This is a genomic window from Corallococcus macrosporus DSM 14697 (assembly GCF_002305895.1).
GTDB lineage: Bacteria > Myxococcota > Myxococcia > Myxococcales > Myxococcaceae > Myxococcus > Myxococcus macrosporus.
Genome location: NZ_CP022203.1, coordinates 1,533,838 through 1,558,536 on the forward strand (window position 1 = coordinate 1,533,838; position 24,699 = coordinate 1,558,536).

Sequence of the window (24,699 nt, forward strand, 5' to 3'; positions counted from 1 at the left end):
GGGGGGCTCCTGACTCCGTGAAGCATGCACTGCCAGTCTGACGCGTCTTCCGGGTTCGCGCTGACGCCCCCGGCCCGAGCGGTCGCTCCCCGACAACGAGCGGTCGCTGACGCTATTTCCGAACGTTTTCCTCGTCCGAAAGGGCCGCCGCGAGCCGCGCCGCGTTACGGATGCAGTCGTTGAGGCCAATGCCCTTGTACGCGTTCCCCGCCAGGTGCAGGCCGGGCCAGCGCTGGAGCGCCGCGTCGATGCCGGCCATGCGCTCCAGGTGGCCCACGTTGTACTGGGGGATGCCGCGCGGCCAGCGGAACACCTGGGTGAAGGTGGGCCGGGCCGTCACCCCCGCCAGGGCGCGCAGCTCCTCCAGCGCCAGCGCCGCGAGCTCCGCTTCATCCCGCTGCACCAGGTCCGGCTGCCGCGCGCCGCCCACCATGCAGGTGTAGAGCACGCGGCCGCCTTCGACGCGGAAGGGGAAGGTGGTGGACGCGTGGATGGCGCCCAGCAGCCGCCGCTGCTCCTCGAAGGGCACCAGGAAGCCGAAGCCGTCCGGCGCCGGGAGCGTCCCCGCGTCGAAGCCCAGGTGCACCACCGCGATGGGCGCGTATTCGATGCGGGACACCTGCGCCGCCAGCGCGTCATCCAGGGGCTGCAACAGCTCGGCGGCGACGTGCGCGGGCACCGCCAGCACCACGTGGGACGCGCTCAGCTCCGCGCGCTGTCCGTGCTCCTCCACGGCGAGCCTCCAGCCCCCGTCCACGCGCGTCAGCCCCTCCACCCGCGCGCCCACGTGCGCCGCGTCTCCCAGGGACGAGGCCAGCGCGTCGATGAGCACCTGGAGGCCGCCGTCGAAGGTGCTCAGCGCGCCCGTCAGCTTCGGCGCGTCACCGGGGGGCAGCAGGGCCTTGGCCCGCGCCTGGGCCTTCTGCGCGTGGATTGCGCCCAGGATGAGGCTGCGGTGCTCGCGCTCCAGCTTCACCAGCAGGGGGAAGGTGGCCTCGACGCTGAGCCGCTCCACGTCCCCGGCGTAGATGCCCGTCTGCACCGCGTCCAACAACACCCGCGTCGCCACGGGGCCCAGGTGGCGGCGGCCGAACGCGGCCAGGGATTCGTCCGTGCCCTCCGGTGCGCGGCTGGAGAACAGCTCGCCCATGACGCGCAGCCGCGCGCCCAGCGGCAGGATGTCCGAAGTCAGGAACGCGGGCGGTGACGCGGGCACCGACCGGAGTCTGCCCCGCGTGTAGACATAGCGACGCTTCGCCGACGCGTCCGCGACGCGAATCCGGCCTTCCAGGTTCAGCGCCGCCGCCAGGGCGCGCGTTGCGGGCTCCCGGTCCAGGAAGCTGTTCGGCCCCTGCTCCACCAGGTAGCCAGCGCGCGCATGCGTGCCCACCGCGCCGCCAAGACGTGCGGATGTCTCCAGGAGCACGGCAGCCGTACCGCGCGAACGCAAACCGTGCGCGACGGCCAACCCCGAAATCCCACCTCCCACGACGGCGACATTCATCAAATGTGTCCTCGGCATGTGGTGCATCCGGTCACCAGCGTGCACTCCCCAAACGTCAACGCACGTGTTTTGCCAGCGAGGTGCATTCAGCGCGTTAATGCCATGCATGCGCTACGTCATCACCGGAGCGAGCAGGGGGATTGGTTTCGAATTCGTCCAGCAGCTCCTGCTGCGGGGCGACACTGTCGAAGCCGGGGTTCGGTCACCAGAGGGGGCACGGCGACTGGAGCCCTTGAAGCACAAGGCGGGCAACCGCCTGCGCATCCACGCGCTGGACGTGGGGGACGACGCCAGCGTGCGCGCGTTCGCCACCAACGTGTGTACCAGCCCCGTGGACGTGCTCATCAACAACGCCGGCGTCGCCGGGTTGTGGTGCGCGTTGAGCGACGTGGACTACGCGGACATGGCGCGCACGTTCACCATCAACGCCCTGGGCCCGCTGCGCGTCACCAACGCGATGTTGCCGGGCCTGCGGCGAGGCGCCTTGCGGCGGGTGGCGCACGTCACCTCGCGGATGGGCTCGCTGGCGGAGAACACCGACGGCGGCGCCTATGCGTACCGCATGTCGAAGGCCGCGCTGAACATGGCCGTGCGCACCCTGTCCACGGACCTGCGCCCGGAGGGCTTCGTCACCGTGCTGCTCCACCCCGGTTGGGTGCAGACGGACATGGGCGGCCCGGACGCCACGCTGCCAGCGCCGGATTCGGTGCGCGGCATGTTGCGCGTCATCGACGGGCTGAGCCCGGAGCACAGCGGCCGGTTCTTCGACTACCAGGGCGCCGAGGTGCCCTGGTAGCCGGCGGGGCCCCTCAGGGGTAGAGCCGCTCCGTGCGCCAGCCGCCGTCCTCGCGCAGGTAGACGTGCCGGTCATGGAGCCGGCTCTCCTGGGCGTGCCAGAACTCGATGCGGTCCGGCACCACGCGGAGGCCGGACCAGTGCGGCGGGCGCGGCACGGGCTGGCCGGCGTACTTCTGCTCCACCTCCGCCACGCGGGCCACCAGGTCCTCGCGCGAAGGCAGCGGCTGGCTCTGCAGGCTGGCCCACGCGCCCACCTGGCTGCCGCGGGGACGGCTCTGGAAGTACGCGTCCGCCTCCGCGTCGGTGACGCGCTCCACGCGGCCCTCCACGCGCACCTGCTCGTTCAGGGGCTGCCAGTAGAAGCACAGCGCGACGTGCGGATGCGCGAGGGCCTCGCGGCCCTTGCGGCTCTCATGGTTCGTGTAGAACACGAAGCCGCGCGAATCGAAGTCCTTGAGCAGGACGACGCGCGCGCTGGGGCGCCCGTCATCCCCCACGGTGGCCACCACCATGGCGTTGGGGTCCACGGGGATGGCCTGCTTCGCCCGCTCGAAGAGCTCCGCGAAGCGCTGGATGGGGTCTGGAGGAATCATCACGCGGTGCAACATAAGGGGGGCGGGGGAGGTGTGCACCTTCGCGGTTGACTCGCCCGGCGCACACGTCAATGTGCGCACATGAATGTCCTCTTCATCTCCTCGGAGGTGGCCCCGTTCTCCAAGACGGGGGGCCTGGGGGATGTGGCCGGGGCCCTCCCCGCCGCGCTCGCCTCGCTGGGCCATGACGTCAAGGTCATCACCCCGCGCTACCGCGACATGCGGGGCGCGGAGCAGCTCGTGCCCACGGGCCAGTCCCTGCTGCTGCGCTTCCCCTTCGGCGAGCTGTCGGGCCCCATCCTCTCCGCCCGCGTGTCCGAGCGGCTGGAGGTGCTCTTCCTGGAGAACGCGTTCCTCTTCGGCAACCGCCACGGCCTCTACGGGGACGCGTGGGGCGCCTACGCGGACAACCACCGGCGCTTCGCCTACCTCGGCGTGGGCGCGCTCCAGGCGGCGCAGCGGCTGCGCTTCATCCCGGACGTCGTCCACGCCAACGACTGGCAGGCGGGGCTTTCGCCCGTGGCGCTGCGGCGCGGCTTCCAGGCGGGGCCGCTGGCGCAGGCGAAGAGCGTCTTCACCATCCACAACCTGGCCTACCAGGGGCAGTTCCCCAAGGACGTCATGGGGGACCTGGGGCTGCCGTGGGACTTGTTCACCGCCCACGACGGGCTGGAGTTCCACGACACGGTGAACTTCCTGAAGGCGGGGCTCGTCTTCTCCGACGCGCTCACCACCGTGTCCCCCACCTACGCGAAGGAAATCCAGACGCCGGAGCAGGGCTACGGCCTGGAGGGCCTGCTGCGCCACCGCGCGCACCGGCTCCACGGCATCCTCAACGGCGTGGACACCCACGAGTGGAACCCGGAGGACGACGCGCACCTCCCGGCCCGCTACGGGCTGAAGGACCTGACGGGCAAGGCGGTGTGCAAGCGCGAGCTGCTGGCGCGCTTCGGGCTGGAGGACGGCCCCGCGCCGGTGTTCGGCTTCGTCAGCCGGCTGGCGTGGCAGAAGGGCGTGGACCTGCTGCTGGAGGCCCTGCCGACCGCGCTCCACGCGGACCTCCGCGTCGTCGGCGTGGGCAGCGGCGAGGGGCCCCTGGAGGAGGGGCTGCTCGCGTTGCAGGCGCGCTACCCGAAGCAGGTGGGCGTGCACCTCGGCTTCGACCCGGCGCTCTCCCACCTGGTGGAGGCGGGGGCGGACTTCTTCCTCATGCCCAGCCGCTACGAGCCGTGCGGCCTGAACCAGATGTACTCGCTGCGCTACGGCACGGTGCCCATCGTCCGGGCCACCGGCGGGTTGGTGGACACGGTGGAGGGGGGCCTGGACGGCAACGGCATCCTCTTCGAGGCCTTCCACAAGTCCGCCCTGCTGGCGGCCATCCGCCGCGCCCTGGCCCTCTACGCGGACCCGCCGCGGCTGGACGAGTTCCGGCGCCGGGGCATGGAGAAGGACTTCTCCTGGGGCGCGTCCGGCCGCCGCTACGAGGCCCTGTTCCACGACCTGATGGCGGAATAGTGGGTGCGGACGGAAATTCGCAGTAATGTTGTGCCGTGGCGGATGCTCCGGACCTGGGTGGTTACGAGGTGGTCGGCCGGTTGGCGGTGGGCGGCATGGCGGAGGTGTACCAGGCGAGAGCCCGGGTCACCACGCAGCGCTCACCGGGTGAACCGGACGAGATTGTCATCAAGCGGCTGCACCCGTCGTTTCGGAGCGATACCGCCTACGTCAAGGCCTTCGTCGACGAAGCGAAGCTGACGGTCCGCCTGCGCCATCCGAACATCGTCCGCACCTACCGCCTGTTCAAGGCGGGGCCGGACTACCTCATGGTGCAGGAGCTCGTGAGCGGCCGGACGCTGGGCTACATGCAGGAGCTGCTGCTGAAGGCCGGCGCGGCGATGCCGCCCGAGTCCGCCTGCTACATCGCGTGGTGCCTGCTCAAGGCGCTGGACTACATCCACCGGGCCAAGGTGGGGGAGAACGGCGCCACCATCGTCCACCGCGACGTGAATCCGGCCAACCTGCTGCTGGGCATCAACGGCGACGTGAAGCTCACCGACTTCGGCGTGGCGGAGGTGGAGGGGATGATGCGCGGGGACGCTGGCGCGCTGCGCGGCACGCTGCCCTACATGAGCCCGGAGCAGGTGCTGGGGCTGCCGGTGGACGCGCGCACGGACCTGTACGCGGTGGGCATCATCCTCTGGGAGCTGTGGTCCGGCCGGCGCCTCTTCGCCGGGGAGCACGAGGCGGAGCTGATGCACAAGGTGCGCGACGCGCGGGTGCCGCTGCTGACGGCGTCGCCGGAGCTGCCGGACTACGCGGTGCAGGTGGCGCGCAAGGCGCTCTTCGCGGACCGGGCGCGGCGCTTCCAAACGGCGGCGGAGTTCATCAAGGCGCTGGAGTCCCTGTCCCGGCGCGCGGGCTGGCCCCTGACGGTGGAGGCGCTCCAGCCGCTGCTGGGCGGCTGAGATGCGCTCGCGCCGGGCCGTCGTCTTCCTGGGGCTGCTGGCGGGCGGGCTCGCCGCGTCCGGGTGCCTGGGCTCGGTGCCCTTCCGGCCCAGGGCCTACGAAGAGGCGGTGCGCGTGGCGTCCTTCCAGGTGGACTTCCGCCAGGACGGCACCGGCGTGTTGGATTTGGACCTGCGGGTGACGAACCCCGCGTCGGACGCGGCCACGCTGGCGGCGGTGGACTTCACGCTGCGGGTGGACGGGCGCCGCGTGGCGGTGGGCACGCAGCAGGTGGCGGCGCCCCTGGCCGAGGATGGCAGCGCCCCGCTGCGGGTGCTCTTCCCGCTGGCCAGCGCACGCGCCACGGGCGGGCCGGAGCCGGTGCCCCGGCGCGTACAGGTGGAGGGCGGGGTGGTGCTGCGCTTCGGGGGCACCGAGCGGCGCGCGCCCTTCCAGGCCGAGCGCGTGCTGCCGTTGGCCTGGGTGCCGCCGCTGAGCGGCGACTGACGCGGCCGGCGCTCACGTCAGTGGGGCCAGTTTCACCCATGCGGTGACACGGGAGTTGTCCGTTGCTGGCGGAGTGCAGGACGTGGCAGCGTGTGGGTATGTCGCCTTTCCGACGATATGTCCTTCCGATGTCCCTGGGGGTGCTGAGCGCCGCCAGCGCGCTGGCCGCGGCGAAGTCGCCGCCGCCCGAACCCCCGGCTCCCACGCGCAAGGTGGACCCGACCAAGGCGCAGACGGAGGAGTGGCTGCGCGAGCACATCGAGGCGTGGAACGACTCGGAGGTGCACGTCACGGTGAAGGACTGCCGCGTCATGGTGTTGGACAAGCCCCGCGAGCGGACGGAAATCGTCGACCTGCGCGGGCTGCTGCTGCCCATCGAGGTCATCCGGCTCAACGGTGGGAACGACGCGACGCTGCGGCTCCGCGTGAAGCAGAAGCACACCGGGACGTACTCCATGTTCCGCAAGTGCAGCGCGGAGAACCGCTACTGCGCGGAGCCCACCGGCAAGTTCCAGAGCCTGCCGTACGTCGACCTCTCCGTGACGTCGGTGCGGGACTTCGTCCCCGGGCGCCAGACGGACGTGGACAAGAGCCTGCGGCTGGAGCGGGCGCTGGAGCACTACTCGAAGCTTTGTGGAGCGATGGAAGATGCGCGCAACCGGCTCTTCTAGGGTGGGGGCGGTGGGGCTGGCGGCGTTGCTCCTCTCCCACGCGGGCTGCAGCACGACGTCCGAGTACGTGCGCGGCCCGCGCCTGCGAGAGGTGCCCCTGGGGGAGACGCACCGCGACGCGCTGGAGAGCGTCGTGGATGGGTCCTACGTCGGCCGCGTCGCGGTGAAGCGCACCACCTGCACCGAGGTCTCCACCGAGTTCAGCAAGAATCGCATCGACACGACGACGAGTCCGCCCATGGACTCGTTGCTCGCCGGGCTCGCGATGCTCGGGGGCGGCGGGCTCCTGATGTCGATGTCCGACGGCGAGTCCGAGGACGAGGACATCGACCTGCCGATGACGCTCGGCGTGGTGCTGGCGCTGGCCTCCATCTACCCCCTGGTGACGGCGCTCACCGACGAGGACGTCACCCGCGCGGAGGTCGCCACCGGCGAGGTCGAGGCGGAGCGCTCCCAGCGCTGCGAGGACCGGACCTTCGCGCTCTCCGGCCCGCTGCACTGGAGCGTCTCCCTGGGCGCCGCGAAGCGCACCGGGCGCACCGGCAAGGACGGCGCGGTGGCGCTGCGTCAGCCGCTCAGCGAGCTGGTGGAGCAGGCCATCACCGACGAGGCCAGCGTCCGCCGGCTCGTCGCCGGGCGGGGCATTGGCTTCCGGCTGGAGCTGGAGCGCGCCCCGGCGGCGGACTTCCGGCTCGACTCCAAGGCGCTGCCGGACAGCTACTTCCGGCGCTTCGCGGACGCCTATGGGCGGCAGCTGGGTGGCGGCGAGCGCGCCCGCTTCGAGAACTGCGAGCTCATTGGCAAGTCCGCGCGCGAGACGCTGGAGTGCTACTGGTCCCAGTAGCGCCTGGGGGGGGCCGGCGCGGGGCGGGTGTCCCGCCCGGCCTCAGCTCTTCGCGGTGGCCTGCTCCTCGCGGCCGGGCTCGCGCGCCAGCCCGTCGCGGGCGTCCTTGGTGATGCCGGACTTCCCGCGTGACATGCGCACCCGGTCGATGCGGGGGCCTTCCTTGGACGCCACGACGAACTGCCAGCCGTTGTAGGCGAAGCGCTCGCCCACGTCGGGCAGGTGGCCCGCCATGGAGGAGAGGAAGCCGCCCAGCGTGTCGAAGTCGCCCTCGGGCAGCGGGAAGCCGAAGCTCTGGGTGAAGGCGTCCACCTCCAGCGCGGCGTCCACCAGGAAGCTGCCGTCGGCCAGCTTCTCCACCTGCTTCTCCTCCACCTCGAACTCGTCGCCGATGTCGCCGACGATTTCGCGGAGGATGTCCTCCAGCGTCACCACGCCCATGAAGCCGCCGTACTCGTCGACGACGATGGCCATGTGAATCTTCTGCTTCTGCATGTCCCGCAGCAGGTCGCCAATGGGCTTCATCCACGGCACGAAGTGCGCGGGGCGGATGATGTCGTGCAGGACGATGAGCTCGGGGTGCTGGAGCAGGGGGATGATGTCGCGCGCGTGCAGCACGCCGATGACGTGGTCCACGTCGTCCCGGTACACCGGGATGCGGGAGTGGTTCTCCTCCGCCAGCAGGCGCAGCAGCTCGTCCGTGTCGACGGTGATGTCCACCGTCACCACCTCCGTGCGCGGCACCATGACGTCGCGGCAGCGCTTGTCGGACAGCTCGAAGATGGAGCGGATGAGCTGCGGGGCGCTCTTGTCGACCTCGTTCTTCGCCGCCTGGGCGGCCAGCAGCTTCTCCAGCTCCTCCAGCGGCGGGGGCGGCGGCTCGAAGCGCAGCGTGCGGCCGAAGGTGCGCGCCATCAGGTTGAGCAGGGCCATGGCCACGCGCATGGGCGGGTAGAGCACCGTCACCAGCAGCGCGGTGAAGCCCGACAGCCGCAGCGCCCAGCGCTCCGGGCTGCCGTTGGCCAGGCCGCGCATGGTGACTTCCATGAGCGTGGCCAGCACGCCCACCAGCAGCGCGCCCGCCGCGACGGTGGCCACCGGCAGCCACTCCGCGTCGCCATAGCGGCTGAAGTCCAGCATGCGCGGCGGGACGAAGGCGCCAATGGCCGCGGCTTGGAAGCCGCTGAGCACCATGCCCAGGCGCAGCGCCGTGGCCACGGGCTCGCGGTCCGTCTTGTGGCGGAGCACCCGGCGGGTCGCGCGACCCGGTTGCGAGTCCGCCAATTCCTGCGCGCGCAGGTCGGACACGCCGTACAGCGCGGACTCCGAGGCGGCGACAAGGGCCCTGACGAAACTCAGCGCCAGGCAGGCGACCCAGAGGGTCCAGGTAGGCATAGAGCCCTGTTCTTATCCCGTGCTAAGGGTCCACACCACTGCGCTGGAGCCCTGATGTCCGCTCGCATGTACGTCGTTGGAGCACTCCTGGCACTTCTCGTCCCGGCGCTCGCCGGTGCGTGGCCGGTGGACCTGTCGGTCCCCCTGGAGCCGAAGAAGGAGCGCTTCCACAAGCTCGACACCGTGGACTGGGTCCAGGTGGAGGATGCCTCCGTGGCGGAGGCGGAGCTGCTCCCCGGGAGCAACGAGCTGTTGCTCACCGGCCAGAAGGAGGGGCGCACGCTGCTCCTCCTGTACGCGGGGGGGCGCTTCGCCGTGTGGCGCCTCACCGTGGGCTCACCGCCTCCGGAAGACGCCGCGCCCCGGCTGGCCGTGGCCCGCAAGGCCTGTCCGGACCTGAACGCGACCACCGGCGCGGAGCGCTCCCTGAGTGCTTCGGTGAAGGACTCCAAGTGCAGGCTGGCGCTGCTGGAGCTGCTGAAGACGGACGCGTTCATGGCTCGGGACCTGGCGCTGACCTTCGACGTGGCCATCCTCCAGGAGCAGCTCGCGTCGGTGGGAGAAGGGCTCGAGCCGCTGGGGCTGGCGGCCAGCTACAGCGGCGCGGGCGTGGTGGTGTCGGGCTCGGCGTCTCCGGAGGTGCACCGCAAGGCGCTGTGGGAGCTGTTCTTCCGCTCCGTGGGCCGGGTGCCGCTGAATGACCAGATTGAGGAGGTGAGGCCGCCCGAGCCCACCGACGCCGGCGCGCCGGACGCGGCCATGCCCGCGGTGGCGCCGGCGCGCGAGATTCCGGTGGAGGTGCTTCCTCCGCCGACGAAGCCGCGCAAGCGCTGAAGGCACGGCGGCCTCCAGCGGCCGTCTCCCCACGCCGGGGCTCGGGAGCCGCGCCTCAGCGGACGCTGTCCAGGTACGCGCGGTGGCTGTTGGAGAACTCGAAGTTCGTGAACGCGTCCCAGTTGATGGACCAGGTCATCAGGCCCTTGAAGCCGGGGTATCCGGCGGGCGTGCGCAGCACGTAGGTGCCGCCGAAGGACTGGCCCTTGAGCAGGTAGTCGAGCGCCCTGTGCACGTTGGCCGGCGTCGTGTACCCGCCGCCCGCCGCCTGCGGTGACGAGGGCAGGCCGATGAGCACCTGGTCCGGCCGCAGCCCCGGGAACATCGCCTGGGGATTGCCGCCGACGGGGAAGCCCAGGAGCATCATCTCCGCCATGGCCACGTGGAAGTCGGGCGTGCTCTGCGCGTAGGCCCGGCCGTCCAGCGCCATGACGGTGCCGGTGTTGTAGTGCTGCACGTGCAGGTACGTCAGCCTGTCTCGCAGCGCGTGGATGACGGGCAGGTACGCGCCCCAGGGGCCGCCGTACGCGGACATGCCGCCTTGGACGTAGGCCGTCTCGGGCGCCATGGTGAGCATGAAGCCCGGGCCGTTCTGGTTGAGGAGCTGGCGCGTGGCCTGGATGACGTTGGTGATTCGCGGCGTGGTGGGGTTGCGGAAGTCGGTGTCGCCGCCGTTGAGCGACAGCGAGCTGCCCTCCAGGTCCAGGTCCAATCCGTCGAAGCCGTAGGTGTCGATGAGGGCCTGCAGGGTGGTGACGAAGTCCTGCCGCGCGGTGGCGTCATCCAGGTGGACGGTGCCGTTCGCGCCGCCAATGGAGATGAGCACCTTGCGGCCCTGGCTCTGGAGCAGGGCGATGTCCGCCTTGAAGTCCGCGACGCTCGAGTTGTACGGCGTGAAGGCCATGCGGCCGGAGCCCGGGCCACCCACGGGCTCGGCGAAGGCGACCTGGATGACGTCGAACTTCGCGGAGACGTCCCGCAGCCGGATGTTCGTCGAGCCGTTGTCGAAGTTGTGCCAGTAGCCCACGATGATTCTGTTCCCCGCGGGCGGCGTCCCCGTCGTCGTCGCGGCGACGCTGTTGCTCGCCGCCGAGCGGTTGCCCGCCGCGTCCCGCGCCTTCGCGGTGAAGGTGTAGGTCGTGTTCGCCGCCAGACCCGTCACCGTGACGCTGGTCGCGCCCGTGGTGGTCGCGGACGCGGTGCTGCCTCCGTTGACAAAGACCTCGTAGCCGGTGACGCCCACGTCGTCGGTGGACGCGGTCCAGGCCAGCGACACGCTGCTGTTGCTCACGCCGGTGGCGCGCAGGGCGCCGGGCGTGGAGGGCGGGATGGTGTCCGGCGCGGGGCGTGGGGCGGTCGTCACGCTGTGCGCGCTGCTCGCCGCCGAGCGGTTGCCCGCGGCGTCCCGCGCCTTCACGGTGAAGGTGTACGTGGTGTTCTCCTGGAGGCCCGTCACCGTGACGGTGGTGGCGCCCGCCGTCGTCGCGGAGGGGGACGTGCCCGCGTTGGTGAAGACCTCGTAGCCGGTGACGCCCACGTCGTCGGTGGCGGCGCCCCAGGACAGTGACACGCTCGCGTGTGTCTTCGCGGTGGAGGTGAGCGAAGGCGGCGCGGAGGGCGCCTGCGTGTCCGGAGGGGGATTCCCGGTCCGCTCCAGCCAGAGCGCTGGCGTGTTGGGCGGCTCCCAGCCCACGAGGGAGCGATGCGACTGGCGACAGTCGTAGCCCTTGCCGCCATGAGAGACGAGGTCGCCCACGGTGTACGCGGTGTCGGGCGCCCACGCGCCCCGGTCCGCCGCCAGGACGTGCGCGGGGAGCAGGACGCTGAGCAGCGTGGTGAGGACCACCAGGGCGACGAGCCCCGCCCGGTGGAGGTGTCCTGGAAGCGACATGGAGACGGCCTTTCGGCTGAGGGGATGGGTGGGCCCGGAGGCACCGCCCCTCAGAGAGCGGCGCGAGCTATTTTTCGGGTCAAACTCGGTTTGCGGGTTTGGGGGGGGCCTTGGCGTGTCGCGGGCATGCGGTATGACGGGAGGCTCTCGTCCTTCGCCGCGGCGCGTGCGCCGGCCGCGGCCGCTTCCCGTGGAGGAGCCCGATGCATCTGGTGGTCCGGTTGACGACGCAGGCCCTGGCTTGGAGCCTGACGCTGCTGCCCCTGGCGGCGTCCGCGCAGTTCGACGACGTGGATTCCTTCCCGTCCGCGGAGCCGGAGCGGGGCTGCCCGAAGCGCCCGGACATCGTGCCCTTCACGGCGCGCAACCTGGTGGGGCTCTCGGGCGCGGGTTGGCTGGCGCACCAGGCCGTCATCCCGGAAGCGAAGGACCGCTACTTCTCGGAGGCCGAGCGCGACCGCTCCGGCGTGAAGCTGGTGCCGGCGGAGGATGACGTCCGCAAGCTGGGTGCGCCGGACCCGGCCGTGCCGCTGTGGGTGTTCGGCAAGGCGGACGCGGCGCCGTGCCGCGCGGTGCCCGTGGTGTGGTGGGCGGTGCGCATGGGCACGGACGCGGACCGCAAGACGTACCTCATGTCCGAGTTGCAGGTGGAGTGTGACGTGCTGCCGCCAGGGCGCTTGTCGGGCACGCCGGTGGCGCTGCGCCAGAAGGACGCGCCCACGGGCTGCAAGCTGCGCCGCGCCGACGACAACGCCAACAGCGCGGAGGGGCGGGGGCTGCCGCTGGAGCTGGCGGACGTGCTGCCCGAGCGCGCCTGCGAGGCGCCGGAGTGCGAGCGCAAGTGGGAGATTTTCAGCAGCCGGTGGGATGACGGCAGCGCCGTGTTCGACATCGCGGCGTCATGGATGAAGCGCGACGGGAAGAAGGACCCGTGTGAGTGGGCCACGGAGGACTACACCACGCTGCTGCTGCGGCCCGCAGGGGCGCTGGCGCCGGTGCCGCTGCGCTCCGGCGGCGCCTTCTTCGGCGCGCTCTACGACAGCACCGGGCTGCGCACCGTGCTCAGCCGCGACATGGGCACGCTCAACGTCCACGACGCCGCCAGGCCCAAGGCGGCGCCGAAGACGGTGCGTTACGGCAGCCCCACGGAGGAGGAGCTGCTGAACGCGAAGCGCACGCTGTCGCCGTGCAAACAGTAGCGGCGGTTGAGTGGTATCCCCCTTGGCGCGCGCCGGGAGATGATTCCCGCTCCCGTGCGCGGGAAGGGGGGCGGCATGGCCAATACGGTCGGGGTCAACAAGATGTCCGTGGTGACCAAGGACTCCAACGGCGTCTCCGTCGCGTTTCCAGACGTCTGCAAGACGCCCAGCCCGGCGGGCCCCCTCCCCCTGCCGTACCCGAACGTGGCGCGCTCCGCCGACACCGCTCATGGCAGCAAGACGGTGACCGTGGAGGGGACCCCCTTGTGCGTGAAGGACTCAAACTTCAGCACCAGCACGGGGGATGAGGCTGGAACGGCGGGGGGCGGTGTCGTCTCTGGCAAGACGAAGGGCAAGGCCGAGTTCGTCAACTTCTCCTTCGACGTCCAGGTCGAGGGGAAGAACGTGGCGCGGGCCCTGGACCTGATGCTGCACAACGACAAGAACACGCCTCCGTTCCCGCTGATGCAGCCGCCCGTGATGGCGGCTGGCCTGGGCTTGGGCAGGTGCAACTGCCTGGTCTGCGAAAAGGAGCTGTAACGCGCAGGGGGGATGTCCATGGCCTCACACGACCATGACGCCGGACGCACGCCTCCTCGGGCGGAGGAGCCCATCCACGGCACGCTCATTGGCCAGGTCGTCGGCCGGGGGCGAGGCGGCACGGTGCAGGTGGACTTCGAGGGCAACCGCCATGGGCCGCTGGAGGCCCGGCTCCCGCTCGTGGTGGATGAGGCCACGTTGCTTCGGGCCATCGAGGCGCGGCAGGAGGCGGTGCTCTGCTTCGAGCGGGGCTCGCCGTCGCGCCCCGTGGTCCTCGGTTTGCTGCAACCGCGCAGTGAGACACCCCTGCTGGATGCCCTGCTCGAAGCGCCCGGGGACGCGCGCCAGGACGGGGAGGTCGCCATCGTCGCCAACGGACAGCGAGTCCCCATCAAGGCGCTCCTGGACGGTGCCACCGAGGAGCTCGAGCTTCGCTGCGGCAGGTCCAGTCTGGTCCTGCGGCGCAATGGCCAGATTCTGCTTCGAGGTGAGCACGTGCTCGTCGACGCGGGCCAGGTGCTGCGCCTTCGTGGCGGCAAGACGCAGATCAACTAGGAGAGGGGCGTGACGTGATGAACCCGCTGCCTCGGCACCTCGGGCTTCCCGTCTCCTGGGAGATGCTGGCGTCACACCTCGACGAGGCGGGCTTCCTGTGGAGGCAGTGGCGGCGAGCCCTCGTGGCGCCGGACCACGTCCTCGACGAGGTGGCGCGGGTGGAGGCGCGGCTGCTCGCCCATCTGGATGCGTTGGTGCTCGCGGGGCGCGGGGCGGCGACGAGGTTGCTGATGCCCGCCCTGGTCGAAGCGGACGAGCCAGGGAGAGGGGAGTGCGCCGCGCTCGGGCTGCTGCTCCAGGAGGAGGGCCGGGAGGCGGCCGTGCGAAGCGTCCTCGAGGTGCTCCAGGCGGGGGAAGAGGGCCCGTGCTCGGCCATCCACGCCGCGCTTCTTTGTGCTCGCGGGCGAGGGCTGGAGTCCTGGCTGCGGCCCATGGTCGACGCTTCACCGTCTCCTCGGGTGCTCTCGGCGCTCCTGGAGGTCCTGGGGGTATGGCGCGTGGACCCCGGGCCCGCACTGGAGGCGTCGTTCTCACATGAGGCCATGCAGGTGCGGGCCGCCGCGTTTCGGTGTCTGCGCTCCTGGCCCGCCCGCCTGTCTGATTCCACGCTGGAGGTGGGCCTGCGCGCGTCTTCCGCCGAGGTCTCTGGCGCCGCGCTGGAGGTGGGGCTGTTGGCGGGAAGTCGGCTGGCGTGGTGGGAATGCCGCCGTCAGGTGCGGAGGGGCGGGCCGCACCGCCAGTTGGCGATGGGGGCCCTGGCCGTGGCGGGCGGGCCGGACGCCCAGAAGTCGCTGCTGGAGGGGCTGGGAGACGCCTCTCGCGGGGCGGAGACCCTGCGGGTGCTCGGGCTGTTGGGGACCTCCGAGGCGGCGCGGGCCTGTCTGGAGGCGATGCGCGAGCCGTCGTGGGCGCCGCTGGCCGCGGAGGCGTTCGCGCTGGTGACCGGCATGGACGTCCCCGCGGTGGGCCCAGGGGAGGACGGGGGCGGCATGGCGTACGAGCCGGAAGCAGACCTCCCGTTGCCCGAGGTATCCCGGGTGGAGGCGTGGTGGGCCGAGCGCGCGTCCCGGTTCAACCCGGCGTCGCGCTACGTGCGGGGGCTGCCCCTGGGGCAGGTGTCGTTGCTCGACGCGTTGCGAGACGGCGCGATGTATCGCCGCCGGTCATTGTGGTGGGCCGTGGCCCTGCGGACCCGGGGCGCGCTGGGGTTGCGCGCGGGCGCGTGGACCCGGGTCCAGCGCGCGGAAGAGGATGCCGCGAGGCGCCTGCCGCCCGCGCGCTTCGCCCAGTCGCTGGAGGGGGGCCTGGGTGCGGGGGGTGGGGCATGAAGGTGTTTGTCGAGGCACTGGGCATGGCGTCATGTCTGGGACCGGCGATTCCCGCGTGCGCCGCGTTCCGGGCCAACCTGCTCCGCCCCTCGCCATCTCCCGATGTGGACGTCGCCGAGCCTGGCGAGGAGGTGCCTCGGCCCGTGACGGTTTGCGCCCTCCCTGCGGCGACGTTCGGTTTCTCGGGCGTCGGTCGGCTCGTGGCGCTGGCGTGCGAGGTGCTCAAGGATGTGGGCACTCGCGTGGACCTGCGGGCCCTCGGGCCGGAGACCGGCGTCTGTCTGGCGCTGCCGGACCCGTGGGAGCGAGGTCTGGACCTGGGTGAACCGGACGCCTCGGTGGCGCTGCGAGTGGAGGCGCTGGGGCGCCGTGTGTTGGACACCAGCCTGCGGAACCTGGGCCTGGAGTGGTCCGGGCCCAGGCGCTTCTTTGGCGGTGGGCACGTGGCCTTCGCGAGGGCGCTGCACGCGGCCGAGGCGGCGCTGCGGAGCGGCGGGCTTCGTTCGTGCGTGGTGATGGGGGTGGACTGCCTGGTCGAAGCGCCCACGCTCCACGCGCTGGCGGATGAACGACGGTTGAAGACGCCAGAGCAGCCCGTGGGCTTGACTCCCGGGGAAGCGGGCGCGGCCTTGTTTCTGACCACCGAGGCGCTCGTGGAGCCTTCCAGAGGGGAGGCCCAGGTGGTGCTGCATGCGGTGCGGCTCGGGGACGAGCCGCACCCGCGGGGCGCTGACAGGCCCTCGGATGGACGGGCCCTGGCGGCGTGTGCGGAGGCGGTGCTCGCGGCCGCGGGGGTCCTTCGCGCCCGGCCGCTCCTGGTGAGCGACCACAACGGTGAGGAGGGGCGGGCGCGGGAGTGGGGGATGGTGCTGCTCCACCTGCGGGCGATGGACGCCTCGTTGGAGGAACTTCAGGCCTGGTATCCCGCCATTGGCTTCGGCGACGTGGGCGCCGCGATGGGAGCGGTCAACGCGTGTGTCGCGGTCAGGGGGCTGCAGCGCGGCTATGCCCCGTCCTCCGTGAGCCTCGTCTTCGCCAGCGCGGACGATTCCGGCCGAGCCGCCATCTTGGCAGGAACCACCCCTGAGCATCCGTCCGGAGGCGCCCCGCCATGACGACTGGTGACACGCGGCACAATCTCAATACGGAGCTGGCACGCAGGCTCAATGGCATCTTCAAGCGCAACCTGTCTCGGAAGGACGCCGTCCGGACCGCGGCCAGGGAGGAGGCGAAGAAGCGCAAGAGCAAGAAGCAGAAGGCCGCGCCGGCTCCGGACGGGCACCTGGACCCCAACGCGCCGCTGAACGGGGTGCTGGCCAAGGGGGACAACTACGCTCGCCGGGGCTACACCTACCTCAAGGCCCAGGATGGGCGGGGCGTGTACCGCGACTTCGACCATGCGCACCTGAGCGAAATCCGGGACATGGTGAAGGAGCGGGCGGAGTTTCCGGGGGGGCCGAAGGAGAACTTCAACCCCACGTACACCCAGCAGTCTCCGTACGCCTGGGAAGCCCACCACATGCTGCCGGGCTCGGCCTTCTACTACACGATGAAGGATGGCAAGCCGGCCTTCACCTACAAGCAACTGCGGCTGTTGTTGATGTCCGAGTACAACATCAACCACGGGCACAACATCATCAATCTTCCCGCGGAAGACTGGGCCGTTCCGGTTCATTCACTCATCTGCCATCCGAGCGACCACGAGTCCTACACGATGCGAGTCATGGATGAGATGCGGAAGGTGTCCAAGCGTCTCCAGGAAGTTATCAACTCGGGAGAACCTCACGGCGATCTTCCTGAAACGGCGTTCGAGGAGTTGAAGGACCTTGAAGAAGACTTCTGGGAGTTCCTTGTTGGACTGAGCCGGGCCATTGTCATGGCAAAGGTTACTGGAGTCAGGTTCACAGGGAGTGGCTCGGAGCACGTGCGCTACGCGAACAAGGACGGAACAACCCACTATGAGTGGGGTAGCCTTTGGTAGGGTGATGCTTATGAACTATTGGGTGCTGAAGGCGGAGTCCGCGGATGGCGCGGTTATTGATGCATTGCCCAAGGGCAGTCCCGAAAATTGGAAAATGCATAAGGGGGAACGGCTGGAGCGACAGTTTCCGTTGGGGGGGAAGGTCTCCTTTTCAGATCATTTTCCTGACCGGCGGAAACTGTATGACTTCGTCCGAAACACGCTGGGGGTGCTTCTGGTTTCCTCGCGAGTGCATGAGGTCCTGAAGGAATCACGCGTGGATAATGTGGAGTTTCTTCCGGTTTCCATGTGTGATCATCAGTGGAATCCCGTGTCGCAGGAGTATGGCGTCCTTAACGTCCTGGGTTCTCAAGAAGTGATTGATATGGAGAAGTCCAAGTGCCGGATGGACCGTATTACGAAGAAGGAGATCGCTCGCCTGAGCAATTTAGTGGTGGCTCATGCGCGACTGGATCCAGATGTCGGGCTGTTTCGCGCACGAAACATGTTGGAACTCATTCTGATGTCGGACCGTGTTCATGAAGCCTTTCTAGGAGCTGGCTTGACGGGGTTTCGGGCGCATCCTGCCGAAGGTTTCAGTGACATGTTTGCATGAGTCGCACTGGTCCATGAACTACTGTGTATTGAGAGCTGAGTCGTTCGATGGGGCCATCATTGATGCCTTGCCCCACGACAGTCCGACCAATTGGAAGTTCAGCACGGGAGAGCCACTTGCACGCAGCTTTCCTGCTGGAGGGAAGGTGTCGTTTTCGGACCACTTTCCGGACCGGCGGAAGCTTTACGATTTCGTACGAAACACCGTGGGCGTTTTGCTCGTGTCGTCACGTGTGAAGCAGGTGCTGGACGACCTGCAGGTCGACAATACGGAATTTCTCCCGATTGTCATTTGCGATCATCAGTGGCGTGAGTTGACTGGTGACTATGGCATTCTGAATGTCCTGGGCTCGCAAGAGGCGATTGATATGGGGAAATCCGCTTATGATGCCAGTGTGCTTTCGAGCGAGATAAGTCACGTTAGTAGTCTTGTTTTGACTCAGGGGAAAATCGACCCGAAGGCCGACATCTTCCGCGCCCGGAACATGATGGAGCTCATCCTGATTTCGGACCGGGTCAAGCTGGCCTTCGAGCGGGCGGGGCTGACGGGCTTCCGCGCCCGTCCCGCCGAAGGCTTCGACGACATGTTCGCCTGAACCTGGAGGAGGCAGCGTGGCAAAGCTCTCGGCACTGCGGGAGGACTCCGGGCGGGCCATTGTTCGACTGATGCGTCAGGTCGAGCCCGCCGCGAACCGGGAGGTCCTGGTGCGGACCGTGGACGAACTCTGCCTCCACTTCCACGTCGTGGCGGTGGCCACCCTGCTCGTGGATGGCAACCCGCAGGGCTTCTTCCTCAACCTGTGCCGAGCCGCCGAGAACTGGAGGCGACTGCTGACGCATTGCCGGCTCAAGCAGTGGGCGCTTCCCGCTTCGCGCTACATGGAGCCGCTGCTCGGTGCCGTCGCGGCGGGGCATTGGAGTCTGGCGCGACAGGTCGCCGAATTCGCTGAAACGCGCTGGCTCCCGGACGAGGAGTACCGCTCCGAGCACGCCCGCGCCCAGCTCTTCCATGCGCTGGTCTCCCCCGGCACCCGAGACGTCGTCATCCCGAGGGTGGAGGCGCTGGAGGCACTGGAACTCGAGACGGAGCCGGACCGGGCTGCCTGTGCCCGCGCCCTGCTCGATGGCGACGCAGCGGCCTTCTCCGACGCCTTCAGACACGCCGTGCTCGTGCATGGCGAGGACATCGAGAAGCGCGCGAAGCTCTTCACGACCCCCGTGACACGCTTCGCGCCGAAGCGTGCCATCTGGCTGGAGGGGCTCGCCCTGCTCAGGCTCTCCGAGCGCGCGGACATCGCGAGCTTCGACGAGCACTTCCAGTACTGCCCGCCGCTGGCCCGCACACCCATGACGTCGCGGTACACCGGGGACTGGGTCGTTTCTCTCGGTCCCTGAGCGCCACGGCGCGCTGCCGTCCGTGGCGCCCCTGCGTGGAGCGGCTATAGCTCCCGCGACTGCTCCACCTTGCGCTGCTCGTCGCGGACCGCCAGCTCCTTGGCCAGGTAGGGCCGCAGCCTCAGGCTGGTGTACGTGAGCATCAAGCTGCGCGCCCCGGGCGACTGGCTGCCGGTGAGCCGCAGCTCGGTGTCGGCGTCCTTCCACGACCCCTGCAACAGGTAGTCGTAGTGCGCCAGGGCGGCATCGGTCCGCGCGTTGGCCTCCAGTTGCCGGCCGAAGTTGTCCACGGCGGGGCCGCTGGGGCGCACACCCGAGCGCCACGCGTGGTAGTTCGCCGAGGCCTCGGAGAGGTTGTTGCTCATCTGCGCCAGGGCCAGGCGGCTCTCCGCGTCGCGCGCCGAGTCCTCCATGGACTCGGGCTTGCCGTACTTCCGGGTCAGCAGCTCCGCCACGGAGTCGAAGTCGCCACGAACGGCGCCGGGCGCCCGGAAGGAGAGGGTGACCGCGGCGAGCTGTCCCTCGGCGAACACGTAGTAGACGTCCGCGGGGCGGCCCGCCACGACGTCGGTGACGTGGACGTCCTCCCACGCGCCAATGAGCCTGGCGCGGGCGGGGAGGGCGGCCAGGGTCTCGCTCCGCGTCATCCCCCAGCGGGTGTCCTGGAAGCCCGTGGCGCTGCGGTACGCCTCCCGGGCGCCCTGCTCGCGCTCGGCGTCCGCCATGCGGATGGCGTCGCGGCGTTCAATCAGCGCCTGGTGCTTCGCGGACGTGCCGCAGGCGGTGGTGGCAAGGCACAGCGGCAGCAAGAGGGTGGAGCTCCAGCGCATGGCGCACTCCTCGGGCATGTGGGTGAGGCGGTGACGGCCCGTTGCCTCCTTTATTCAAAGGGGCTCGGCGCATTTCGAAAGCGTCAGCCGTTCAGGCGGGGCTGGCCGCCGCCCCTTCCGTCCACTTGCCGCGCCGCGTGGGCTCCTTCAGGGCCTTGGCGAGCGCGGCGAGGAAGCGCTTGCGGGGCCAGTTCACCGCGCCGAAGCGGGCCAGGTGCTCGGTCTCCACCTGGCAGTCGATGAGCTGGAAGCCCCAGTCCCGGAAGCGCTCCACCGAGGTGACGAAGGCGACCTTGGACGCGTCCGGCGCCAGCGCGAACATGCTCTCTCCGAAGAAGGCCGCGCCCAGGGACACGCCGTAGAGGCCCCCCTTCAGCTCGCCCTCCGCCCACGCCTCCACCGAGTGCGCGAAGCCCGCCTCATGGAGGGTGACGTAGGCCTCCATCATCTCATCGGTAATCCAGGTGCCTGACTGCCCCGGGCGTGGGACGCGGCTGCACTCGGTGATGACGCGGCGGAAGGCCGTGTCGTAGCGCACCTCGTAGACGCCCCGGGCCATCGCCTTGCGCAGCGAGCGGCCCGCGTGGAGCATGTCCGGCGTCAGCACGAAGCGCGGGTCCGGCGAGTGCCAGAGGATGGGGTCCCCCTCGCTGTACCAGGGGAAGATGCCGCGGGCGTAGGCCGCCAGCAGCCGCTCCGGGCGCAAGTCCCCCCCCACGGCGACGATGCCGCTCTTGTCGGCGCGCTCGGGGGGCGGGAAGAGCTCCGGGTGCTCGTCACTCAACAGGTAGATGGGCACAGGCGCGCCACTCTACCGGGAGACGTTCAGCTTCACCTCGCCCGTGAGCGAATAGGGGACGCGCAGCAGCGGACCCGTCACCTCGCCCGTCACCCCGTAGGGCAACAGCCCCTGGGTGATGAGCGCCTTCACCTCCGGGCCCCAGGTGTCCTTCGTCACCGCCAGCTCCACCGGGTACACCCCCGTGGCGGAGGCATCCACCGTGTCCGCGTGCGCCAGCGTGCCGCTGTCCAGCGTCTTGCCGGCCACCGACGCCGTCCAGGTCAGCCCCTCCAGCCGCAGCGGGAAGGGGTTGGGGTTGCGCACGCCGATGCGGAGGTTGAGCTGGACCTCCTCATCCGAGTAGCGCGCCCCGTCCAGCTCCTCGACCACCACCGTGGGCAGCCGGGGCATCCGCGTCGCGCGGCTGGCCGCGAAGGGAATCGTCTGCTCCTGGTCTCCCGAGCGGACGACGAGGGTGCCGCGCAGGGCCAGCAGCAGCGTGCCCTGCTCGGCGCTCAGCCGCGCCAGGTCCGCCGCGTTCTTCACGTAGGGCGCGCGCTCTTCAAAGGAGATGCTCGCGGGGGCGCCGGGCGTCAGCGCCACCCCCAGCTTCGCCGTGCCCGTCTTCACCACCTGACCGTCGGCGACGAGCTCGTAGTCGGCCCGCTCCACCACCCCCTCCCCGGGGCTGCGTAGCTCGGCCTCGTAGCGCAGGGTGGCGTCGGTGAGGCCCTGGGACGCGATGACCGTCCGTTGGGCCGTGAGGGTGGCGGGACTGGAGGGCCGGGTGGGGGCGGAGGCACACCCCACACAGAGGGACAGCACCACGGCCAGTCGGAACATGGGCGAGGGCAAGCGCATGACGCTAGACAATGTGGACACCCCCAGGAGTCCGCTCAAGGGCTTTTCCGCTAGACTGTCCACCACCCGTGGCCCGACGCCGCCCCAACTTCAACAAGACACTCCGCTCCCTCATCCGGGACATCGCGGCGAAGATGCCGGAGTTCGGGCATGTGAAGGCGGGCCGCATCCTCGTCGTGGCCGGCGAGGCCCGCCGCGCCTCCCGGGGCACCGTGAAGCCCCTGTGCTTCCGGGGAGGGAAGAGCATGGACCGCAGCGGACGCCGCAAGCCCATCATCCGCATCCGGCGCAAGCGGATGCTGTACTGCATCACCCTGCGCCCGCTCTTCTTCCGGGGCTCCACCGCCCAGGCGCGCGTGGAGACGGTGATTCACGAGCTCTTCCACATGTCGCGCCGCTTCGACGGGACGCTGCACTCCGGCCGGCGCCATGACGTGCTGGGGCGCAACTTCTCCCGCAAGCTCAAGCCGCTGGTGCGCCGCTACCTCAAGCTGTGCCCCCCGGAGCTGCTGGCCAGCATGGCCCACTCCGGCGAGGTGCGCATCCTCCAGTGGCTGGAGCGGCCCGGCCCCGCGTACCTGCCCGGCGGCAGCCGCCGCGTGCGGAAGGTCTACACCGAGGACCAGCTCTACTCCGGCGTCGCCCGCATGGTGACGCCCAAGGTGCGTCTGGCTCGCGACACCTCCGCGCGCTCCAAGGTTCACTGAGCGAAAGGCGCCCGCGCACCCGGATTCTCACGGGGGTGGTTTTTTCGCCAATCGTTTGACTTTGAAAATCAGTATCAATATCGTTCTTGGCGTTTCGAGCCAGGAGCGGTGATGCGCGACGGTTGCCACGGTGAAGGCGGGGCGCGGGAGCTGCGCTGCATGTGCGGAAGCCTGCTGGCGCGGTTGGTCCCGGAGGGCGTGGAGTTGAAGTGCCGCCGCTGCCACCGGACCCAGGTGGTGCCCCTGGAGCGGACGCCGCCGGAAGGTGGCGGTGCGCAGGTGGGCGGCTCCGGCCGCTGAAGCGCGAGTCGTCCCCGGGCCGCGCGGGCTTGGGTGCAGTGAGGTCTTTTCCTGAGGCCCGAGGCCCTTGAGCCCAGCGCCCTACAGGGCCTTCCGCGGAAGGCCCCCGGCCTTGCGCCGGAGGACGCAGCATGTCGTGGCGTGGGTGTTTGCTCTTCGCGGCCTGTTCCCTGCCGTGGGCGGCGTGGGGCAGTGACAGTGAAGCGCCTGCCGGTGAGGCGGCTGCCACCGGGGTGACCTCGCCCGGCGCGCAGTCCGTTCCAGCGGATGCGCGCCAGGCGGCGCCGCTCGAGCCAGAGGAGGTTCGGGGCGCGCGGACGGTGGTGACGGCGTCGCGCTCGCCCGAGCGGCTCGAGGACTCGGCGGTAGCCACGGAGGTCATCACCCGCGCGGACATCCTGGCCAGCGGAGCGCGGGACGCGTCGGAGCTGCTCGCCGCGCACCCCGGGCTCCAGGTGACGCAGACCTTCGCGGGCGCGACGGTGCAGCTCCAGGGCCTGTCGCCGGAGTACGTGCTGGTGCTGGTGGACGGTGAGCGCGTCGCGGGCCGCGTGGCCGGCAGCGTGGACCTCTCCCGCCTGTCCACCGAGGACATCGAGCAGGTGGAGGTCGTGAAGGGCCCCTCGTCGGTCCTCTACGGCAGCGACGCGGTGGCCGGCGTGGTGAACCTCATCACCCGCCGCGCGCGCCGGCCGCTGGGCGCCGAGCTGCGCGCGTCCTACGGCAACATGCAGCGGCTGGAGCTGGACGCCACGGGCGAGGCGAAGGGGGAGGACTGGGGCCTGCGGCTGAGCGGCGGCCTGGCGCGGCGGGACGCGTACCACCTGGACCCGGCGAGCATCGGCACCACGGGCAGCAGCCTGGATGGCATCGACGTGTCCGCGGGTGGCGATTGGCGCGCCGGCGACAGCGCCACGGTGCAGGCCAACGCCACCTACGCCCGGCGGGTGCAGCGCGGCGTGGACGTGGGCGTGACGGGCGCCATCTTCGACCGCGCCGCCCGCGATGACTCGCTCTCCGCGCGGCTGTCGCCTCGCTGGACGCTGTCCAACGGCGCGGTGCTGCGCGTGGACGGCGCGTATGCGTGGTTCAACCGGCGCTACCTGAGAGACCAGCGCCGCTCCAACGCGCTGGACACCATCGAGGACACCCGCGAGCAGCAGGGCCGCCTGGGCGCGCAGCTCGACGCGAAGCTGGGCCAGTCCCATGCCTTCGTGGCCGGCGCGGAGCTGCTGGGCGAGTGGCTCCAGGCGGACCGGCTGGGCGACGACGGCCGGGGCCGGCGTGGCCGCGTGTCGCTCTACGCGCAGGACAACTGGACGCTGGTGCCGCGCCTGAAGCTCACGCTGGTGCCGGGCGCGCGCGTGGACACGGACACGCAGTTCGGCACGGCGGTGACGCCTCGGCTGGCGGCGCGCATGGACCCCGCCTCCTGGCTCACGCTGCGCGGCAGCTACGGCTGGGCGTTCCGGGCCCCTGGCTTTCAGGAGATGCTGCTCGACTTCGAGAACCCCAGCGTGGGCTACATGGTGCGCGGCAACCCCGACCTGCGTCCGGAGCGCTCGCGCAGCTTCAACCTGTCGGTGGAGGTGAAGCCCGCGGGCTCCTCGCTCCTGTGGGTGAGCGCGTTCCAGCACAACCTCCAGGACATGATTGGCGTCTCCACGGAGATGTCCGGTCCGCAGCAGCTCTTCACCTACGTGAACATCGCGCGAGCGCGCGTGCGCGGCGGTGAGGTGGGCATCCGCCAGCAGCTCCCCGGCCGCGTCTCCGCGGAGCTGGGCTACACGCTCACCGCCGGGCGCGCCGAGGAGACGGGGCTGGCGCTGGAGGGGCAGGCGCGCCACCGCCTCACGGCGCAGGCCACCTGGCGTCACCGGGTGACGGGCCTGGAGGCCTGGGTGCGCGGCGCGCTCGTGGGGCCTCGTCCCTTCTATCCGGACACGGACGGCGACGGCGTCGCCAACCCGTACGACGCGAAGACCTACGTCACCGTGGATGCCCGCCTGGGCTGGCGCATGCGCGAGGAGCTCCAGTTCTTCGTGCTGGGCACCAACCTGGCGAACGCGGGCAACCCCACCGACCTGCCGATTCCTCCTCGCGCCATCCAGGCCGGCATCTCCGCCCGGCTCTGACGCTTCCTCTT

26 protein-coding genes are annotated in these 24,699 nt (G+C 70.3%); 19 read left to right on the forward strand and 7 right to left on the reverse strand.

The window, feature by feature from the left end:
• Positions 1-112: 112 nt before the first annotated feature.
• Positions 113-1,531, reverse strand: coding sequence for a protoporphyrinogen oxidase (gene hemG / locus MYMAC_RS06450; protein WP_043709074.1), 1,419 nt, complete (start codon positions 1,529-1,531; stop codon positions 113-115).
• A 79-nt stretch (positions 1,532-1,610) separates the two neighbouring features.
• Between hemG and MYMAC_RS06455 the strand changes: the two genes are divergently transcribed.
• Positions 1,611-2,300 carry an SDR family oxidoreductase gene (locus MYMAC_RS06455; protein WP_043709072.1) on the forward strand — a complete coding sequence of 230 codons (690 nt, stop codon included), beginning with the start codon at positions 1,611-1,613 and terminating at the stop codon, positions 2,298-2,300.
• A 13-nt stretch (positions 2,301-2,313) separates the two neighbouring features.
• On the opposite strand, the gene pdxH is transcribed toward MYMAC_RS06455, so the two are convergent.
• Positions 2,314-2,976: a pyridoxamine 5'-phosphate oxidase gene (gene pdxH, locus MYMAC_RS06460; protein WP_095957442.1), complete on the reverse strand. Its 663-nt coding sequence runs from the start codon at positions 2,974-2,976 to the stop codon at positions 2,314-2,316.
• On the opposite strand from pdxH, the gene glgA reads away from it, so the two are divergent.
• From glgA to MYMAC_RS06485, 5 genes are all read left to right on the forward strand, one after another.
• Positions 2,977-4,410: a glycogen synthase GlgA gene (gene glgA, locus MYMAC_RS06465; RefSeq protein ID WP_095957443.1), complete on the forward strand. Its 1,434-nt coding sequence runs from the start codon at positions 2,977-2,979 to the stop codon at positions 4,408-4,410. It begins immediately after the preceding gene.
• 35 nt (positions 4,411-4,445) lie between these two features.
• The gene (locus MYMAC_RS06470; RefSeq protein WP_095957444.1) at positions 4,446-5,360 is read left to right on the forward strand and encodes a serine/threonine protein kinase; all 915 of its coding nucleotides are present in this window, start codon (positions 4,446-4,448) and stop codon (positions 5,358-5,360) included.
• A 1-nt stretch (position 5,361) separates the two neighbouring features.
• Positions 5,362-5,847, forward strand: a complete 486-nt coding sequence (locus MYMAC_RS06475) for a hypothetical protein (RefSeq protein WP_013935557.1) — start codon at positions 5,362-5,364, stop codon at positions 5,845-5,847.
• A 128-nt stretch (positions 5,848-5,975) separates the two neighbouring features.
• On the forward strand, positions 5,976-6,518 hold the full coding sequence (locus MYMAC_RS06480) for a hypothetical protein (RefSeq protein WP_239989379.1): 543 nt from the start codon (positions 5,976-5,978) through the stop codon (positions 6,516-6,518).
• On the forward strand, positions 6,496-7,362 hold the full coding sequence (locus MYMAC_RS06485) for a hypothetical protein (RefSeq protein ID WP_239989380.1): 867 nt from the start codon (positions 6,496-6,498) through the stop codon (positions 7,360-7,362). The genes MYMAC_RS06480 and MYMAC_RS06485 overlap by 23 nt, the downstream gene beginning before the upstream one ends.
• Positions 7,363-7,404: 42 nt before the next feature.
• Here MYMAC_RS06485 and MYMAC_RS06490 read toward each other — a convergent pair whose 3' ends face one another.
• Positions 7,405-8,757: a hemolysin family protein gene (locus MYMAC_RS06490; protein WP_013935554.1), complete on the reverse strand. Its 1,353-nt coding sequence runs from the start codon at positions 8,755-8,757 to the stop codon at positions 7,405-7,407.
• Between the two features lie 54 nt (positions 8,758-8,811).
• Between MYMAC_RS06490 and MYMAC_RS06495 the strand changes: the two genes are divergently transcribed.
• On the forward strand, positions 8,812-9,591 hold the full coding sequence (locus MYMAC_RS06495; RefSeq protein WP_095957447.1) for a hypothetical protein: 780 nt from the start codon (positions 8,812-8,814) through the stop codon (positions 9,589-9,591).
• Positions 9,592-9,646: 55 nt separating this feature from the next.
• Here the strand turns inward: MYMAC_RS06495 and MYMAC_RS06500 are convergent, their stop codons facing one another.
• Positions 9,647-11,482 (reverse strand): fibronectin type III domain-containing protein, encoded by a 1,836-nt coding sequence (locus MYMAC_RS06500; RefSeq protein ID WP_095957448.1) that lies wholly within the window; start codon positions 11,480-11,482, stop codon positions 9,647-9,649.
• A gap of 203 nt (positions 11,483-11,685) precedes the next feature.
• On the opposite strand from MYMAC_RS06500, the gene MYMAC_RS06505 reads away from it, so the two are divergent.
• The 9 genes from MYMAC_RS06505 to MYMAC_RS06545 all read left to right on the forward strand — a co-directional run bounded on the left by MYMAC_RS06505 (position 11,686) and on the right by MYMAC_RS06545 (position 19,074).
• Positions 11,686-12,681 carry a hypothetical protein gene (locus MYMAC_RS06505; protein WP_095957449.1) on the forward strand — a complete coding sequence of 332 codons (996 nt, stop codon included), beginning with the start codon at positions 11,686-11,688 and terminating at the stop codon, positions 12,679-12,681.
• Positions 12,682-12,756: 75 nt separating this feature from the next.
• Positions 12,757-13,221 carry a DUF4150 domain-containing protein gene (locus tag MYMAC_RS06510; protein ID WP_095961493.1) on the forward strand — a complete coding sequence of 155 codons (465 nt, stop codon included), beginning with the start codon at positions 12,757-12,759 and terminating at the stop codon, positions 13,219-13,221.
• An 18-nt stretch (positions 13,222-13,239) separates the two neighbouring features.
• A complete protein-coding gene (locus tag MYMAC_RS06515; protein WP_095961494.1) occupies positions 13,240-13,776 on the forward strand; it encodes a DUF6484 domain-containing protein in 537 nt (178 codons plus the stop codon).
• A 17-nt stretch (positions 13,777-13,793) separates the two neighbouring features.
• Positions 13,794-15,104 carry a TIGR02270 family protein gene (locus MYMAC_RS06520; protein ID WP_095957450.1) on the forward strand — a complete coding sequence of 437 codons (1,311 nt, stop codon included), beginning with the start codon at positions 13,794-13,796 and terminating at the stop codon, positions 15,102-15,104.
• Entirely contained in the window at positions 15,101-16,219 is a 1,119-nt protein-coding gene (locus MYMAC_RS06525) for a hypothetical protein (RefSeq protein ID WP_095957451.1), read from the forward strand. The genes MYMAC_RS06520 and MYMAC_RS06525 overlap by 4 nt, the downstream gene beginning before the upstream one ends.
• Positions 16,216-17,085, forward strand: a complete 870-nt coding sequence (locus MYMAC_RS06530; protein WP_095957452.1) for an AHH domain-containing protein — start codon at positions 16,216-16,218, stop codon at positions 17,083-17,085. Before MYMAC_RS06525 ends, MYMAC_RS06530 begins: the two co-directional genes overlap by 4 nt.
• Positions 17,086-17,095: 10 nt before the next feature.
• A complete protein-coding gene (locus tag MYMAC_RS06535; RefSeq protein WP_095961495.1) occupies positions 17,096-17,680 on the forward strand; it encodes an imm11 family protein in 585 nt (194 codons plus the stop codon).
• A 13-nt stretch (positions 17,681-17,693) separates the two neighbouring features.
• Complete coding sequence (locus tag MYMAC_RS06540; RefSeq protein ID WP_095957453.1) at positions 17,694-18,275, forward strand: imm11 family protein; 582 nt, start codon at positions 17,694-17,696, stop codon at positions 18,273-18,275.
• Between the two features lie 16 nt (positions 18,276-18,291).
• Complete coding sequence (locus MYMAC_RS06545; protein WP_095957454.1) at positions 18,292-19,074, forward strand: hypothetical protein; 783 nt, start codon at positions 18,292-18,294, stop codon at positions 19,072-19,074.
• Between the two features lie 44 nt (positions 19,075-19,118).
• Here the strand turns inward: MYMAC_RS06545 and MYMAC_RS06550 are convergent, their stop codons facing one another.
• The 3 genes from MYMAC_RS06550 to MYMAC_RS06560 form a co-directional block, all read right to left on the reverse strand.
• A complete protein-coding gene (locus MYMAC_RS06550; protein WP_095961496.1) occupies positions 19,119-19,904 on the reverse strand; it encodes a hypothetical protein in 786 nt (261 codons plus the stop codon).
• Between the two features lie 91 nt (positions 19,905-19,995).
• A complete protein-coding gene (gene aat / locus MYMAC_RS06555; RefSeq protein ID WP_095957455.1) occupies positions 19,996-20,703 on the reverse strand; it encodes a leucyl/phenylalanyl-tRNA--protein transferase in 708 nt (235 codons plus the stop codon).
• 12 nt (positions 20,704-20,715) lie between these two features.
• Positions 20,716-21,546, reverse strand: a complete 831-nt coding sequence (locus tag MYMAC_RS06560) for an LEA/WHy family protein (RefSeq protein WP_420810031.1) — start codon at positions 21,544-21,546, stop codon at positions 20,716-20,718.
• 68 nt (positions 21,547-21,614) lie between these two features.
• Here MYMAC_RS06560 and MYMAC_RS06565 point away from each other — a divergent pair, with 68 nt between their 5' ends.
• From MYMAC_RS06565 to MYMAC_RS06575, 3 genes are all read left to right on the forward strand, one after another.
• Positions 21,615-22,253: a hypothetical protein gene (locus MYMAC_RS06565; protein ID WP_095957457.1), complete on the forward strand. Its 639-nt coding sequence runs from the start codon at positions 21,615-21,617 to the stop codon at positions 22,251-22,253.
• A 111-nt stretch (positions 22,254-22,364) separates the two neighbouring features.
• Positions 22,365-22,553, forward strand: a complete 189-nt coding sequence (locus MYMAC_RS06570; RefSeq protein WP_013935547.1) for a hypothetical protein — start codon at positions 22,365-22,367, stop codon at positions 22,551-22,553.
• A 131-nt stretch (positions 22,554-22,684) separates the two neighbouring features.
• Positions 22,685-24,688 carry a TonB-dependent receptor plug domain-containing protein gene (locus MYMAC_RS06575; RefSeq protein WP_095957458.1) on the forward strand — a complete coding sequence of 668 codons (2,004 nt, stop codon included), beginning with the start codon at positions 22,685-22,687 and terminating at the stop codon, positions 24,686-24,688.
• The last annotated feature ends 11 nt before the right edge of the window (positions 24,689-24,699 follow it).